General features: G+C 69.5%; 14 protein-coding genes and 1 pseudogene. 6 read left to right on the forward strand and 9 right to left on the reverse strand.

Going from position 1 to position 14,909, the window contains the following annotated elements:
- Positions 1-700: pseudogene (locus MELE44368_RS18170) on the forward strand (transglycosylase family protein); the annotation flags it as partial.
- 18 nt (positions 701-718) lie between these two features.
- Here MELE44368_RS18170 and MELE44368_RS18175 read toward each other — a convergent pair.
- The 4 genes from MELE44368_RS18175 to MELE44368_RS18190 all read right to left on the reverse strand — a co-directional run bounded on the left by MELE44368_RS18175 (position 719) and on the right by MELE44368_RS18190 (position 2,320).
- A complete protein-coding gene (locus MELE44368_RS18175) occupies positions 719-1,144 on the reverse strand; it encodes a molybdenum cofactor biosynthesis protein MoaE (protein ID WP_128109776.1) in 426 nt (141 codons plus the stop codon).
- Entirely contained in the window at positions 1,141-1,629 is a 489-nt protein-coding gene (locus tag MELE44368_RS18180; protein WP_064927942.1) for a MogA/MoaB family molybdenum cofactor biosynthesis protein, read from the reverse strand. Before MELE44368_RS18180 ends, MELE44368_RS18175 begins: the two co-directional genes overlap by 4 nt.
- A complete protein-coding gene (gene moaC / locus MELE44368_RS18185; protein ID WP_241566679.1) occupies positions 1,614-2,042 on the reverse strand; it encodes a cyclic pyranopterin monophosphate synthase MoaC in 429 nt (142 codons plus the stop codon). Before moaC ends, MELE44368_RS18180 begins: the two co-directional genes overlap by 16 nt.
- An 83-nt stretch (positions 2,043-2,125) precedes the next feature.
- The gene (locus tag MELE44368_RS18190; RefSeq protein ID WP_205634910.1) at positions 2,126-2,320 is read right to left on the reverse strand and encodes a hypothetical protein; all 195 of its coding nucleotides are present in this window, start codon (positions 2,318-2,320) and stop codon (positions 2,126-2,128) included.
- A 1,481-nt stretch (positions 2,321-3,801) separates the two neighbouring features.
- Here MELE44368_RS18190 and MELE44368_RS27530 point away from each other — a divergent pair.
- Positions 3,802-4,662, forward strand: coding sequence for a helicase-associated domain-containing protein (locus MELE44368_RS27530; protein WP_409366136.1), 861 nt, complete (start codon positions 3,802-3,804; stop codon positions 4,660-4,662).
- Between the two features lie 147 nt (positions 4,663-4,809).
- Positions 4,810-6,459 carry a DNA repair helicase XPB gene (locus tag MELE44368_RS18200; protein ID WP_128109780.1) on the forward strand — a complete coding sequence of 550 codons (1,650 nt, stop codon included), beginning with the start codon at positions 4,810-4,812 and terminating at the stop codon, positions 6,457-6,459.
- Between the two features lie 10 nt (positions 6,460-6,469).
- Here the strand turns inward: MELE44368_RS18200 and MELE44368_RS18205 are convergent, their stop codons facing one another.
- Positions 6,470-6,814, reverse strand: a complete 345-nt coding sequence (locus MELE44368_RS18205) for a cupin domain-containing protein (protein WP_128109781.1) — start codon at positions 6,812-6,814, stop codon at positions 6,470-6,472.
- 116 nt (positions 6,815-6,930) lie between these two features.
- On the opposite strand from MELE44368_RS18205, the gene MELE44368_RS18210 reads away from it, so the two are divergent.
- Positions 6,931-7,971: an NAD(P)H-dependent flavin oxidoreductase gene (locus tag MELE44368_RS18210; protein ID WP_128109782.1), complete on the forward strand. Its 1,041-nt coding sequence runs from the start codon at positions 6,931-6,933 to the stop codon at positions 7,969-7,971.
- On the opposite strand, the gene MELE44368_RS18215 is transcribed toward MELE44368_RS18210, so the two are convergent.
- Both MELE44368_RS18215 and MELE44368_RS18220 read right to left on the reverse strand, forming a co-directional pair.
- Positions 7,952-8,944: an LLM class F420-dependent oxidoreductase gene (locus tag MELE44368_RS18215; RefSeq protein WP_128109783.1), complete on the reverse strand. Its 993-nt coding sequence runs from the start codon at positions 8,942-8,944 to the stop codon at positions 7,952-7,954. The two genes, MELE44368_RS18210 and MELE44368_RS18215, sit on opposite strands and share 20 nt — an antisense overlap.
- Before the next feature lie 11 nt (positions 8,945-8,955).
- Entirely contained in the window at positions 8,956-10,368 is a 1,413-nt protein-coding gene (locus MELE44368_RS18220; protein ID WP_128109784.1) for an amidase, read from the reverse strand.
- Positions 10,369-10,502: 134 nt separating this feature from the next.
- Between MELE44368_RS18220 and MELE44368_RS18225 the strand changes: the two genes are divergently transcribed.
- Together MELE44368_RS18225 and MELE44368_RS18230 are read left to right on the forward strand one after the other, a co-directional pair.
- Positions 10,503-10,700, forward strand: coding sequence for a hypothetical protein (locus MELE44368_RS18225; protein ID WP_128109785.1), 198 nt, complete (start codon positions 10,503-10,505; stop codon positions 10,698-10,700).
- Between the two features lie 45 nt (positions 10,701-10,745).
- Positions 10,746-11,171, forward strand: coding sequence for a pyridoxamine 5'-phosphate oxidase family protein (locus tag MELE44368_RS18230; protein ID WP_128109786.1), 426 nt, complete (start codon positions 10,746-10,748; stop codon positions 11,169-11,171).
- 6 nt (positions 11,172-11,177) lie between these two features.
- Here MELE44368_RS18230 and MELE44368_RS18235 read toward each other — a convergent pair whose 3' ends face one another.
- Together MELE44368_RS18235 and MELE44368_RS18240 are read right to left on the reverse strand one after the other, a co-directional pair.
- Positions 11,178-12,659, reverse strand: a complete 1,482-nt coding sequence (locus MELE44368_RS18235; RefSeq protein WP_128109787.1) for a class I adenylate-forming enzyme family protein — start codon at positions 12,657-12,659, stop codon at positions 11,178-11,180.
- Between the two features lie 92 nt (positions 12,660-12,751).
- Positions 12,752-14,899, reverse strand: coding sequence for a 3-hydroxyacyl-CoA dehydrogenase NAD-binding domain-containing protein (locus MELE44368_RS18240; protein WP_128109788.1), 2,148 nt, complete (start codon positions 14,897-14,899; stop codon positions 12,752-12,754).
- Positions 14,900-14,909 lie beyond the last annotated feature (10 nt).

A 14,909-nucleotide genomic window follows, 5' to 3' on the forward strand; every position in this document is an offset into this window, starting at 1 on the left:
GCCGCCTCCCGCGCCGGTCGACATGCTGGCCGCACCACTGCCCGAGGCCCCGCCGCCTCCGCCGCCCGCCGACCCCTTCGCACCGCCGCCGCCTCCCGCGCCGGTCGACATGCTGGCCGCACCACTGCCCGAGGCCCCACCGCCTCCGCCGCCGGCGCCCGCGCCTGCGGCCCCGCCGATCGAGGACACGGTCGCGCAGACCGTCGGCGACTGGGACGTCGTCGATGAGGGCTTGGTGCCTTCTGAGCAGCCGCAGCTGTGGTCGCTGAATGCCCCGCAGAGCCCGGCGCCGGTAGACCCGGCGCTGCAGCCGGCTCCCCCGGCGCCGCCCGCGCCGGCCCCCGTCGACCCGCTGGCGCCGCTGAACGCCGTGGACATCCCCGCCCCGGCGATGAACGTGGCCAACCAGGTCGTCAGCGGCGAGGTGCCGTTGCCGCCGGAAGGGGTGCCGCACCTGGCCAGCCCGGAGAACCTGCCGCCGGGCACCACGACGGATCGTTCCCAGGCGTCGACGCAGAGCCCGAACGTCAGCTATCTCAAGGAGATCTGGCACGCGATCCAGACCCAGGAGATCACCGGGACGGATGCGCTGCTGGCGCTGACCCAGCGTCCGCTGACGACTCCCGACACCCCGGGTGGCCCCGCGCCGAACCTGCCGGTCGCTCCGCCCGCGCCCGCGCCGCCGCTGCCTCCGGCCTGACCGGACGGCGCACGCACACTACGCGGAGTTCACCCACTCCTCGGTGCCGTCGGCGAAGAACTGGTGCTTCCAGACGGGAATCCGGTCTTTGACCATGTCGACCAGCCGCGCGCACGTCTCGAACGCGGCCGCGCGATGGTCGGCGGCCACCGCGGCGACCAGGGCGGCATCGCCGATCTGCAGCGCGCCGATGCGGTGGCTGACCGCGATCGCGCGCACGCCGTGACAGTCCGCGGCGATCTCGGCGGCCACGTCAGCCAGCGTCTGCTGCGCTGAGGGATGCGCGGAGTACTCCAGCCGGGTGACCGTGCGCCCGCCGTCGTGGTCCCGGACCACCCCGGCGAACCCGACGACCGCGCCGGCCGACTCGTGGGCGACCAGCGCCTCGTGTTCAGCCAGCTCGATGACGTGTTCGGTCACCTCTGCGCGCAGCACATCGGTCATCGTTGGTGGTCTCCGCCCGCCAGTTGATCCAGGGCGTGCTCGAGAACGTCGTCGAGCACGCCGAGGCCGTCCTTCACCCCCCCGGGCGAGCCCGGCAGGTTGATGATCAGGGTCCGGCCCCGCACGCCACAGACGCCCCGCGACAGAATCGACGTCGGCACCTTCGGCAGCCCGGAGCGCCGGATCGCGTCGGCCAGCCCCGGGATCTGGTAGTCGACGATGCCGGCGGTGGTGTCCGCGGTCCGGTCGGTGGGTGAGATCCCGGTGCCACCGGAGGTGATCACCACGTCGGCGTTTTCGTCGATCGCGCCGAGCAGGGCCTCGGCCACCGCAGGCCCGTCGGCGACGACCACCGGTGGCGGGGTGACGATGTCGCGTTGGTTGAGCCAGTCGACGACGATCGGGCCGCACCGGTCCTCGTACACGCCGGCCGCGGCCCGTGTCGACGCGATGACCACCCGCCCGGATTTCACGTTCGCGTCCATGTCCCGGTCTTGCCGCCCTCTTTGCGCAACACCCGCACGTTCTCGATGCGGGCGGCGGGGTCGACGGCCTTGATCATGTCGTAGAGCGTCAGCGCGGCGAGGCTCACGGCGGTCAACGCCTCCATCTCGACGCCGGTGCGGTCGGTGGTGCGCACGGTCGCGGTGATGGCCACCTCGGTGTCGCCGATCTCGAAGTCCACGTCGACGCCGGTGAGAGCCAGTTGATGGCAGAGCGGAATGAGGTCGCTGGTCCTCTTGGCGGCCAGGATGCCCGCGACGCGGGCGGTGGCCAGCGCGTCGCCTTTGGGCAGCCCGCCCGACGCGATCAGCGCGACGACGTCTGCGGTGGTGATGAGGGCGCCCGCCGCTACGGCGGTGCGCTTGGTGGCCTCTTTGGGGGTCACGTCGACCATGTGCGCCGCGCCCGTTTCGTCGACGTGGGAGAGGCGGCGCCCGGCCGAGCCGGGCTGACCACTCTCAGCGCCGTCGGACACCGTTACCTGTTGACGACGGTGACCGGATGTAGGTAGGGCAGGTCGTCGGGCGGCAGGGGAAACTCGAGATCCCCGAACGGCGACAGCGCGCCGGTGCGGTCGGCGGCGAGCTCGCTCACCGCATGGTCGTCCTCACCGTCGATCGCCGGCCAGCCTGGGTCGACGTACTGCTTCTTCTGTCGCTTGTTGTCTGCCACGCTCACATTGTGGCAAATACGGTGGCCAGTAGCGACACCGGCGTGCTGGCCTACTCTTGTCGGCAATGACCGAAAACGCGGCGGAGGGCGGGAGCGAAGCCACCGGGGAGTCGGCAAGGGTGGTGCCGCTGGGCGCCTGGTTGGCCGACCTGCCCGACGAGCGGCTCATCCGGCTGCTGGAGCTGCGACCCGACCTCACCCAACCGCCGCCGGGCACCATCGCCGCCCTGGCGGCCCGCGCGCAGGCGCGGCAATCGGTCAAAGCCGCCACCGACGACCTCGACTACCTGCACCTGGCGGTGCTGGACGCCCTTCTGGTGCTGCATGCCGACACCACGGGTGTGCCGCTGACCAAGCTGCTGGAGCTGATCGGCGCCCGAGCGCCGCAAGAGGCCGTCGTCGCGGCCGTCGACGGCCTGCGTGAGCGCGCGCTGGTGTGGGGCGACGACACGGTGCGGGTGGCCGCCGAAGCGGCCGCCGGGTTGCCCTGGTATCCCGGCCAGACCAGCGTCGAAAACACCGACCACACCGATCTCTCCGACCGGCTGGCCGCACTGGACGAGGCGCAACACGAGCTGTTGCGCAAGCTGCTGGAAGGCTCACCGGTCGGCCGCACCCGCGACGCCGCGCCGGGCACCCCGCCCGACCGCCCGGTGCAGCGCCTGCTGTCGGCCGGGTTGCTGCGCCAACTGGACTCCGAGACGGTGATCCTGCCGCGGCTGGTCGGCCAGGCGCTGCGCGGTGAGCTGCCCGGGCCGGTGACTTTGACCCCGCCCGACCCGGTGGTCTCGACCACCACCGCCGCAGACGTCGACGCGGTCGCGGCCGGAGCGGTGATCGACCTGCTGCGTGAGGTCGAGCTGGTGCTCGACACGCTCAGCGCCAACCCGGTGCCCGAGTTGCGCAGCGGCGGGCTCGGCGTCCGCGACCTCAAGCGACTGGCGAAGAACACCGGCATCGAAGAGCGCCGGCTCGGCCTGATCCTCGAGCTGTCTGCGGCGGCCGGGCTGATCGCGGCGGGCATGCCCGAGCCGGAGCCGCCCGGCGACGCGGGCCCGTACTGGGCGCCCACGGTCGCCTCCGACCGGTTCGTGGAATCGCCGACGGCGGCCAAGTGGCATCTGCTGGCGTCGACCTGGCTCGACCTGCCGGGCAGGCCCGGTCTCATCGGCAACCGCGGCCCCGACGGCAAACCGTATGCCGCGCTTTCTGACTCGCTGTTCTCGACCGCGGCGCCGCTGGATCGGCGTCTGCTGCTGGAGGTGCTGGCGGACCTGCCGCCCGGTGCGGGCGTGGAGGCGAGGGAGGCGTCGCTGGCGATGATCTGGCGCAGGCCGCGCTGGGCCGTGCGACTGCAGCCCGCACCGGTGGGTGACCTGCTGACCGAGGCACATGCGCTCGGCGTGCTGGGACGCGGCGCCATCGCCAGCCCGATACGGGCCCTGCTGGCAGGCGATCCCCCCGAGGACGTCGTCAAGGCGATGGACAAAGTGCTGCCCAGGCCGATCGACCACTTCCTGCTGCAGGCCGACCTCACCGTCGTCGTCCCCGGTCCGCTGGAACGCGACCTGGCCGAGCAACTGGCCGCGGTCGCCGACGTGGAGTCGGCGGGCGCGGCGATGGTGTACCGCATCAGCGAAGCGTCGGTGCGCCGCGCCCTGGACACCGGCCGGACCGCCGGTGACCTGCACTCGCTGTTCAGCAGGCACTCCAAAACCCCGGTGCCGCAAGGGCTGACATATCTCATCGACGATGTGGCCCGCAGGCACGGCCAGCTGCGGGTCGGCATGGCCGCCTCGTTCGTGCGTTGCGAGGACGCCGCCCTGCTGGCGCAGGCGGTTGCCGCGCCGGCCACCGACGCCGTGGAGCTGCGGCTGCTCGCCCCGACGGTCGCGGTGTCGCAGGCGCCGATCGCCGAGGTGCTCGCCGCGCTGCGGGCCGCCGGGTTCGCGCCCGCAGCCGAGGACTCCACCGGCGCCATCGTCGACATCCGCGCCCGGGGCGCGCGGGTTCCGGCGCCGACGGGCCGGCGCCGCGCGTATCGACCGCCGACGCCCACCACCCAGACGCTCAGCGCGATCGTCGCCGTGCTGCGCAAGGTCGCCGCCAGCCCCGCGGGCAACATGCGCCTCGACCCGGCCGTGGCGATCTCGCAGCTGCAGGAGGCCGCGCATCGGCAGACGTCGGTGGTGATCGGCTACGTCGATCCCGCGGGGGTGGCCACGCAGCGGGTGGTGGCCCCGGTCAACGTCCGCGGCGGCCAGCTGACCGCATATGATCCGGCCACCGGGCGGATGCGCGAGTTCGCGATCCACCGCGTCACCTCGGTGGTCTCGGCCTAGCCCTGTGTCTTCGCGGCGAGCGCGCGTGTCTGAGGGCGACACGCCGCGGCAAAGCCGCAGTTCGCGCACGCTCGTGCCGGCCGGTGTCCGGGGCATCCGGATAATGGACGGGATGACCAGGCAGCCAGAACCGATGGGGAGTCGCGCATGACCGACGGCCCCTTGATCGTGCAGTCCGACAAAACGGTGCTGCTCGAAGTCGACCACGCCCAGGCCGGGGAGGCACGCGCAGCGATCGCTCCGTTCGCCGAGCTGGAGCGCGCGCCCGAGCACATCCACACCTACCGCATCACGCCGCTGGCGCTGTGGAACGCCCGGGCGGCCGGCCACGACGCCGAGCAGGTGGTCGACGCGCTGGTGAGCTTCTCCCGATACGCGGTGCCGCAGCCGCTGCTCGTCGACATCGTCGACACCATGGCGCGCTACGGGCGCCTGCAGCTGGTCAAGCATCCGGCCCACGGGCTCACCTTGGTCAGCCTGGACCGCGCGGTGCTCGAAGAGGTGCTGCGCAACAAGAAGATCGCGCCGATGCTGGGCGAACGCATCGACGAGGACACCGTCGTCGTGCACAACAGCGAACGCGGGCGCGTCAAGCAGATGCTGCTCAAAATCGGCTGGCCCGCCGAGGATCTCGCGGGATACGTGGACGGCGAGAAGCATCCGATCAGCCTGGCCCAGAACGGCTGGCACCTGCGCGATTACCAGGAGATGGCCGCCGAGTCGTTCTGGTCGGGCGGCTCCGGCGTCGTGGTCTTGCCGTGCGGGGCGGGCAAGACGCTGGTCGGCGCGGCCGCGATGGCCAAGGCCTCGGCGACCACCCTGATTCTGGTCACCAACACGGTCGCGGGCCGGCAGTGGAAACGCGAGCTGATCAACCGGACGTCGCTCACCGAGAACGAGATCGGCGAGTACTCCGGCGAGCGCAAGGAGATCCGGCCCGTCACCATCGCCACCTACCAGGTGATCACCCGCCGCACCAAAGGTGAGTACCGCCACCTGGAGTTGTTCGACAGCCGTGACTGGGGGCTGATCATCTACGATGAGGTGCACCTGCTGCCCGCTCCGGTGTTCCGGATGACCGCGGACCTGCAGTCCCGGCGCCGGCTCGGGTTGACCGCGACGCTGATCCGCGAGGACGGCCGCGAGGGCGACGTGTTCAGCCTGATCGGGCCGAAACGCTACGACGCGCCGTGGAAGGACATCGAGGCCCAGGGCTGGATCGCGCCCGCCGAGTGCATCGAGGTCCGAGTGACGATGACCGACAACGAGCGAATGCTCTACGCGGTCGCCGAACCCGACGAACGCTACAAGCTGTGCTCGACGGTGCACACCAAGATCGCGGTGGTGAAGTCGATTCTCGACAAGCATCAAGGCGAGCAGACGCTGGTGATCGGTGCCTACCTCGAACAGCTCGAGGAACTCGGCGCGGAGTTGAACGCCCCGGTGATCCAGGGCTCGACCAAGACCGCGGAACGCGAGGCGTTGTTCGATGCGTTTCGCCGCGGTGAGGTCTCCACGCTGGTGGTGTCCAAGGTGGCCAACTTCTCGATCGACCTACCCGAAGCCAGTGTGGCGGTGCAGGTTTCGGGAACGTTTGGTTCGCGCCAGGAGGAGGCCCAGCGACTGGGACGGCTGCTGCGCCCCAAGGCCGACGGCGGCGGTGCGGTCTTCTACTCGGTGGTCTCGCGCGACAGCCTCGACGCCGAGTACGCCGCGCACCGTCAACGTTTCCTCGCCGAGCAGGGCTACGGATACGTGATCAAAGACGCCGACGACCTACTCGGCCCGGCCATCTAGGCCACCCGGATCAGGTGTGTCGCCCAACGTCTTTCGCGACGGTCAGCAGCACCGCGGAATCCTCGAGGGCTTCCAGCGCGTGACGGCTGCGCGGAATGACGATGTGATCGCCCGCCGAGCCCTCCCAGCCGTGCTGTGAATCGGTCACCCTGACCCGGCCCTGCAGCACATACAAGGTGGCCTCGCCGGGACTTTCGTGCTCGTCGAGGTTGGTGCCCGCCGTCAGCGCGATCAACGTCTGGCGCAGCGAATGCTCATGGCCGCCGTAGACGGTGTGCGCGGCGCGGCCACTCTTGGCAGCGCGGGCCTTGTCCAGCTGCTCGCGGGCGAGCGCGACGAGTGACATCTTCTCCATGTCCTGAATCCTGCCACCTCGCATTCGCGTGATCTCGCCGGGTCGGTGCGGTCACCATGGCGAATGCCGGCGGCGATGTCAATACTCGATGAAGACTGGACCCGGAGAGGGGATCGATGACGTCGCCACTGACAGACCTGGGTCTGAGCATTCCGGTGATCGCCGCACCGATGTCGGGCGGGCCGACCACCCCCGCGATGGTGGTGTCCGCCGCCCGCGCAGGCGGGCTGGGTTTCGTGGCGGCCGGCTACAAGACACCGGAGGCGCTCGCCGCCGAGATCTCGGCCGTCCGCGCCGCGGGGGTCCCGTTCGGCGTCAACCTTTTCGCCCCGAACCCCGTTCCGGTGACCGTCTCGGCGTACACGCGGTACGCCGACGCGCTCAGAGTCGAGGCCGACCGTCTCGGGGTCACGCTGCCCCGCGACCCGGTCGAGAACGACGATGAGTTTCGCGCCAAGGTCGACCTGCTGCTCGCCGAGCCCGTGCCGGTGGCCAGCTTCACCTTCGGCATTCCCGACGCCGACGTGATCGCCGGCCTGCGGCGCGCCGGCACCATCGTCGTGCAGACGGTCACCTCGGCGGCGGAGGCGCAGGAGGCGGCGGAGGCAGGGGTCGACATGCTCGTCGTGCAATCCCATGTCGCCGGAGGGCATTCCGCGACGCTGCATCCGCAGCGGGCCCCTGACACGCGCGGCATCGGCGAACTGGTGCGCGCGGTGATCGACACGGTGGGCCTTCCGGTGATCGCGGCGGGCGGCCTGTCGACCGCGACGGACGTGTCCGGGGTCCTTCACGCCGGGGCGGCCGCGGCGATGGTGGGCACGATCCTGCTGCTCGCCGACGAGAGCGGCGCCTCACCGACCCATCAGCGGGCACTGACCGATGCGGGCCGCACCGAAACGGTCGTCACCCGCGCCTTCACCGGCCGGCCCGCCCGCGGTCTGCGCAACGCGTTCATCGACACCTACGAGTCTCAGGCTCCGCTGGGCTATCCGGCCATCCACCACCTCACCAGCCCGCTGAGAAAGGCGGCCGCGGCCGCCGATGAGCCCGAGCTGCTGCATCTTTGGGCCGGCACCGGCTACCGCGACGCGCGACGGGCGCCGACCGAGCAGATCCTGACCGAACTCGCTTCGGCTAGTTCAGCGCCGGAATGACCTCGCGTTCGAACAGCTCGATGCCGGAGCGGTCGTAGGCGGCCTCGGGGAAGTAGAGGATCGCGTACTCGCAGCCGAGCTCGCGCATGCGCCCGAGTTTCTCGACAACCTGTTCCGGTGTGCCGCTGGCGGATTCGGGTGCGGTGACCGAACCCAGCATGGCGTCCACTGCCGCGGCGTCGGCCTTGGCGACCTGACGGGCACGGAGCCGCTCGACCCGAGACTTGACGTCGGCCTCCGACTCCCCGATCACCGAGTTGAAGTTGGCCGACCGCACGATCGCGTCGTAGTCGGTGCCGACGGCACGGCAGTGCTCGGCCAGCACTTGGGACTTGTGCGCGAACCCTTCGGGTTCTGAGGTGAAGTTCGTGTAATGCGCGTATTTCGCGGCGATGCGCAACGTCACCTTCTCGCCGCCGCCGGCGATCCAGAGCGGAATACCGCTTTCCTGCAACGGTTTCGGCGCCACGATCGCGCCGTCGACCTGATAGTGCTTGCCGTGGAAGGTGACCTGCGCGTCGCGCCAGGCGTCCCGCATGATCTGCACGCCCTCATCCAGCCGGCCCAGACGCTCACCCGCGGAGGGAAAGCCGTACCCGTAGGCCCGCCATTCGTGTTCGTACCAGCCGGCGCCGATCCCCATCTGCACGCGCCCACCGGAGATGATGTCGGTGGTGGCGGCGACCTTGGCCAGATAGGCGGGATTGCGGTAACTCATCGCCGTGCACATCTGGCCGAGCTTGATGCGCGACGTCGTCGCCGCGTAGGCGGCCATCAGCGTCCACGCCTCATGCGTTGCCTCGAGGGTGGGCACCGGCACGGTGTGGAAGTGGTCGTAGACCCACAGGGAGTCCCAGGACGCGGTGCCGTCGGCGTATCCGGCGAGGCCGCGCATCACCTGCCAATGCTCTTCGGTGGGGATATCCACCAGATCCAGTCGCCAGCCCTGCGGGATGAACAGTCCGAAGCGCATGGCATCCGACTCTAGGCGACTGAACCCACCATCGGCGGCGAACGCCACCCTCCGAAAACCTTCTCCAGATGGGCCGCCACCGCAAGCGCCGTCGCGTCCTCCCACGGCCTGGCGACCACCTGCACTCCGATGGGCAGCCCGTCTTTCGAGGTGCCGCAGCGGACGACGACGGCCGGCCAGCCGGTCAGGTTGTGGACCATCAGGTGGGAGAAGTCGGAGACCTCGACCAGGCCGTGATGATGGGGTTTGGCCGCGGTCGGCATCACCGGCCCGACGATCACGTCGTAGTCGTCCATGAACGTCAGCATCTCGATGCGGTACGCGTCGATGTCGGCCAGTCGCCTCCTCGCCTCCGACAAGGAGAAGTCGACACCTCGAGCCTGTTCGAGGAATTCCGCGAGCTCTTCGGACGGGTCGGTCGCGTCGATCGCCGCGAGGTCGGCCTCGAAGCCCAGCCCACGGTCGCCGCCGAGGAAGACGGACTCCCACAGCAATTTCATCGTACGTCCGAGGCAGGCGGGGGCGTCCTGCACGACGGACCGGGAGACCTCCGCCAACGCCCGAACCGCGTCGGTGACCACGGTCGCGACGTCGTCGTCGGGTGGGGAGATGCCGTCGTCCAGGTAGGTGGCGACCCGCATGCCCGCCACGTCGACGTCGTCCGGGTCCCCGAGCGGGGCGGGCACGGCGTACGGGTCGCGCAGATCGGGTCCGTTCATGATCGACAACCCGAGAAACAGGTCTCGTACCGACCGTGCGAGCGGGCCGTAGCAGTTGAACGGGCCGAAGATGCCCAGCGCGTCGCCGAACACGCTGCCGGTCCGCGGGATTCGGCCATGGGTGGGTTTCAGGCCGGCGAGTCCGGTGTTGTGGCACGGCTGACGGATGCTGCCGCCACCGTCCGACCCGACACTCAGTGCGGCACCACCGGTCGCGACCAGCGCGGCCGAACCTCCGCTGCTGCCGCCCGGCGTTCTCGACAGGTCATACGGATTGTTGGTGCGTCCGTAGAGGTTGTTGTTGGATTCACCGCCCCGGCCCATCTCGGGAACGTTGGTGAGTCCCAGCACGATCGCGCCCTCGTCGCGGAGCCGCGCCACCGCGGTCGCGTCGCGGCTGGAGCGAGCACTCAGCGCCGGGCTCCCGCCGGAGCACTCGAGCCCGGCGACCAGCATGACGTCCTTGACGACGACCGGCAGTCCGTGCGCGCGGCCCAGCGCAGCGCCGCGCGCGGCTCGGTCGTCGGCCGCCTCCGCGGCGCTCAGGCATTCGTCCGGATCGACCGCCTGGACGAGCGCGTTGAGCGCGGGATTGAGTGCGTCGATGCGGTCCAGGTGGGCCTGGACGACGTCGCGGCACGAGACGGCCCCCTCTGACATCAGCTGCACCAGCTGATGGGCCGGTAGATGGCAGAGGTCCGTCATGCTGCTCACCTCGAATCGGATACGTCGCAGCTCCACCACGACGACGACGGTTGGCTCGTCAGGACCACATTGGTGGTATATGGTGTGGCTCACATGAAAGTTTTCATGTGAGCTGTGCCACATAGGAGGCGGTCGTGGGCCGTGAGTTCGAGACGCATCCGGGACGCACAGGTAGTGCCGTGGGCGTCCGCTGGTTTTATGTCCTTCTTCTTGTCGTCATCGCCATCGCGGCAGTCGCCGGCATCGTGAGCACCGCGGCGATGGGGCAGACGCAGGTCGCGATCATCATCGGCCTCGTCACCATGGCGTTCTTCTCCCGGGTGGCGGCCTGACGCGCATCGCCGGTACCTGAGGGCGCCCGCCGCTAGCCTGGCGGGATGGCCCTTTCCAAGGAAGAACGCGAACAGTTTCTCGCAGAACCGCACATCGCCGCGCTGTCGGTGAGCGCTGGTGACAGGCGCGGTCCGCTGACCGTGCCGATCTGGTATCAGTACAGTCCCGGCGGGGAACCGTGGGTGATCACCGGGGCCGGCTCACGCAAGCATCGGCTCATCGAGGCGCAGGGTGAGTTCACGCTCATGGCGCAGCGCCTGGAACCGTCGGTGCGCTACGTGACGGTCGACGGCCCGGTCAGCCGCATCGAGCCCGGCACCGACGAACAACTGGTCGAGATGACCAAGCGCTATCTCCCGCCCGACAAGGTGGACGCCTACCTCGAGGTCGCCCGCCGCGAGCACGGCGAGGCCGTCGCGATCTACATGCGGCCGCAGCACTGGTTGTCCGCGGACCTCGGCTCGATCTGAACGTTCTCAGCGGGGTTGATACAGCGCCGCGACGGCGGGCAGGCTGACCTTCAACGCCGGGTTGCGCGGCAGCTCGTCGACGACGGTGAAGGCCACCGGCACGTTGTACACCGGCAGTTGGGCACGGACCAGCTCGGCGAGTTCTTCTTCGGAGGGCGCGGCCGTTGCGTCGGCGACTTCGATGGCCGCGAACGGCACCTGGCCCAACCGCTTGTCGGACACTCCCACGACGCAGGCGTCCTTGACGGCGGGATGCGAGATCAGCACGCGCCGGACGTTTTCCGGCAGCACCTTGAACCCGCCGCGGTTGATCGCGCCATCTGCCCTGCCGTGCAACGTCACGAACCCGTCGACGTCGACCGAGGCGATGTCGGTGGTGCGGATCCAGTCGGGGCCGATCGGGGCGACTTTCGCCTCCAGCAGCCCCTGCTCATCCGGCGCGAGCTCGGCGCCGGTTTCGGGGTCGACGACGCGAAGTTCGGTGTCCGGCAACGCCCTGCCGACGCTGTTGCGCTTGGCCGCGCCGAACTCCGCTTGCAGCTCGGCCGTCCACGCGCACAGTGATCCAGCGAATTCCGTTGCACCGTAAGCTAATACGATGGGGATGCCGTAACGCTGCTCGAACTCGTCCCGGGTCTCGGGGTCGAGCGGGCCCGACGCACTGATCAGAAACTCCAGCGACGCCAGGTCCTCTTTGTCGACGTCGGCGTCGAGCAGCATCCGGATCACCGCCGGCTGCACGCCCGAACGCGGGATGCGGTGCTCCTTGATCGCCGCCACGTACCCGTCGACGCTGAACCGTTCCAGCATCACGATCCGTCTGCGGTTGTAGACGCCCGCGATCAGCTGGCACACCCCGATGCCGCCGAACTGCCAGTAGGCGAGCTCCGGCGGCGCATCCGCTGGGGCTTGCTCTCCGCTGGTGACGCTGAAGACCGTGCGCCGCAGCACGTCGGTCTTGATCGACTGCCGTTTCGGCGGCCCGGTGGTGCCGCTGGTCAGGATCTGCAGTGCCACATCGGGTTCGGCTTCGGCATGCGCGCGGCCGGCGTCGCGCCTGTCCAGCCCCGCCACGGCCGTCACGGTCGGTGACCGCAGCGAGATCGCCACGCCCGCACTGCCGGCCCGTCCCGCGGCGGTGATGACCTGTTGGGTCCAGTCCTCGACGTCGGCGACGACGGCCGACAAGCGCAGCTGTTCGATGTCGCGGGCGATGGATTCGGGTGACTGAAACGAGTAGATCATCGACACCGGCCGCCCGGCGGCGAGGAAGCCGATGATCGCCGCGGCGTGCGGTATCCGGTTGCGCACCACCAACCCGACCGGGGCACCGTCGGCCACGCCCGCATCGCGCAACGCGTCGGCGATCGCGCGTCCGTAGGCGGTGATCTCATTGCCGGAATACCAGCGGCCCTCGTACTGGATGCAGGGCCGGTCGCCGTAGCCGGCCAGCCCGGCCGCGAAGGTTTCGGTGAAGCTTTCAGCCACGGCTTGACCCTAGTCACCGCCCAGCCGCAGACCGGCGAGCGCTCACCCGTGTACGGTCTGCGCCGTACACGGGTGAGCGCTCGGAAGTTGTCCTACAGCAGCGAGTCCGGCGGGGTGAACCGCTCGCCGTAGCGGGCGGCCAGCTCCTTGGCCCGCGCGACGAAGGCCTCCTTGCCGCGGCCTGCCGGACCTTCGTAGCCGACGATGAACTGGGCGCTGCCGCCGGTCCACGGCGGGAATCCGATGCCCATGATCGAGCCGATGTTGGCGTCGGCCGTCGAGGTGATCACGCCCTCGTCGAGGCACTTCTGGGTCTCCAGCGCCTCGGCGAACAGCATCCGGTCGATCATGTCCTGCAACGGGATATCGGCGCTGCCGGACTTGAACGTCTCCCGCAGCCCCGGCCACAACCCGACCCGCTTGCCTTCGGCGTACTCGTAAAAGCCGGCGCCCTTGGCGCGGCCGGGCCGACCGAGCTCGATCATCTTGTTGACCACCGCCTCCGCCGGGTGCGGTTCGTACGTGCCGCCCGCGGCCTCGACACCCTTGCGGGTCTCGGTGGCGATCTTCTGCATCAGCTCGAGGTTGAGTTCGTCGGACAGCTGCAGCGGCGGCGCCGGGTATCCGGCCTGTGAACCCGCCTGCTCGACGGACGCCGGCTCCACACCCTCGCCGAGCATGGCCAGCGCCTCGTTGACGAACGTGCCGATGACGCGGCTGGTGAAGAAGCCACGGCTGTCGTTGACGACGATCGGCGTCTTGCCGATGGCCAGCGTGTAGTCGAAGACCCGGGCCAGCGCTTCGTGGGATGTCTTCTCGCCCTTGATGATCTCCACCAGCGGCATCTTGTCGACGGGGCTGAAGAAGTGGATTCCGATGAAGTCCTCCTGGCGCTTCACCCCGGTCGCCAGACCGGTGATCGGCAGGGTGGACGTGTTGGATCCCAGGATCGCGTTGGGCTCGACGATGTCCTCGATCTCCTGGAACACCTTGTGCTTGAGTTCCTGGTTCTCGAAGACGGCCTCGATCACGAAGTCGACGCCCTTGAGGTCGGCGGCGTCGCCGGTCGGCTTGATGCGATCCAGCAGCGCCTTGGATTTCTCTTCGGTGGTCTTGCCCCGCTCGAGCGCCTTTGCCTCGAGCTTCTCGGAGTAGCCCTTGCCCTTCTGCGCGGCCTCGAGGCTGACGTCCTTGAGCACCACGTCGAAGCCGGCCTTGGCCGAGACGTAGGCGATGGCCGCGCCCATCATGCCCGCGCCGAGCACGCCGATCTTCTTCGGCCGGCTCTGCGGAATCCCGTCGGGCCGCGAGCCGCCGCCGTTGATGGTCTGCAGGTCGAAGAAGAACGCCTGGATCATGTTCTTGGCGACCTGGCCGGTGACCAGCGACGTGAAGTAGCGGCTCTCGATGCGGCTGGCGGTGTCGAAATCGACCTGCGCGCCCTCGACGGCAGCGTTGAGGATCGCCCGCGGGGCGGGCATCGGCGCGCCCTTGAGCTGCTTCTTCAGCAACGCCGGGAACGACGGCAGGATGCTGGCCAGGCCCGGGCTGCTCGGCGTGCCGCCGGGCATCTTGTAGCCCTTCTGATCCCACGGCTGGGTATGGGCGTCCGGATTGGCCTTGATCCAGGCCTTGGCCGCGGGCACCAGCTCCTCGACGCTGTCGACCAGTTCGTCGACCAGCCCGATCTCGAGGGCCTTGCCCGGCTTGAACCGGGTGCCCTGGCTCAGCACCTCCATGAAGGCCTGCTGGATGCCGAACATCCGCACGCTGCGCGTCACGCCGCCCGCGCCGGGCAGCAAGCCGAGCGTCACCTCGGGGAAACCGAGCACGACGCCCTTGACATCGGCGGCGATGCGGTGATGACATGCCAGCGCGATCTCCAGGCCGCCGCCAAGCGCGGCGCCGTTGATCGCGGCGACGACGGGCTTGCCCAGGGTCTCGAGCTTGCGCAGATCGGCCTTGATGCCCTCGACCTCGTCGAAGATCTCGCCGGCGTTCTCCGGGCCGGCCTGAATCATGCTCTTGAGGTCACCGCCGGCGAAGAACGTCTTCTTGGCGCTGGTGATGACGACGCCGGTGATCGAATCCTTCTCGGCGACAAGGCGTTCGACGGTGTTGTGCATCGACGCCTTGTAGTGGTCGTTCATCACGTTGGCCGAGCCGGTGGGGTCGTCCAGCGTCAGGGTGACGATGCCGTCGGCGTCCTTGTCCCACTGAATGGTGTTCTCGGTGCTCATTGGGGATGTC

This window comes from Mycolicibacterium elephantis DSM 44368, from assembly GCF_004014805.1.
In the GTDB taxonomy this organism is placed as follows: Bacteria; Actinomycetota; Actinomycetes; order Mycobacteriales; family Mycobacteriaceae; genus Mycobacterium; species Mycobacterium elephantis.

Bases quoted from the DNA above. Each gene is read 5' to 3' on its own strand.
- MELE44368_RS27530 (WP_409366136.1), top strand. From the start codon at position 3,802: ATGGACAAAGTGCTGCCCAGGCCGATCGACCACTTCCTGCTGCAGGCC.
- MELE44368_RS18200 (WP_128109780.1), top strand. From the start codon at position 4,810: ATGACCGACGGCCCCTTGATCGTGCAGTCCGACAAAACGGTGCTGCTC.
- MELE44368_RS18210 (WP_128109782.1), top strand. From the start codon at position 6,931: ATGACGTCGCCACTGACAGACCTGGGTCTGAGCATTCCGGTGATCGCC.
- MELE44368_RS18205 (WP_128109781.1), bottom strand. From the start codon at position 6,814: ATGGAGAAGATGTCACTCGTCGCGCTCGCCCGCGAGCAGCTGGACAAG.
- MELE44368_RS18215 (WP_128109783.1), bottom strand. From the start codon at position 8,944: ATGCGCTTCGGACTGTTCATCCCGCAGGGCTGGCGACTGGATCTGGTG.
- MELE44368_RS18175 (WP_128109776.1), bottom strand. From the start codon at position 1,144: ATGACCGATGTGCTGCGCGCAGAGGTGACCGAACACGTCATCGAGCTG.
- MELE44368_RS18230 (WP_128109786.1), top strand. From the start codon at position 10,746: ATGGCCCTTTCCAAGGAAGAACGCGAACAGTTTCTCGCAGAACCGCAC.
- MELE44368_RS18220 (WP_128109784.1), bottom strand. From the start codon at position 10,368: ATGACGGACCTCTGCCATCTACCGGCCCATCAGCTGGTGCAGCTGATG.
- moaC (WP_241566679.1), bottom strand. From the start codon at position 2,042: ATGGTCGACGTGACCCCCAAAGAGGCCACCAAGCGCACCGCCGTAGCG.
- MELE44368_RS18240 (WP_128109788.1), bottom strand. From the start codon at position 14,899: ATGAGCACCGAGAACACCATTCAGTGGGACAAGGACGCCGACGGCATC.
- MELE44368_RS18180 (WP_064927942.1), bottom strand. From the start codon at position 1,629: ATGGACGCGAACGTGAAATCCGGGCGGGTGGTCATCGCGTCGACACGG.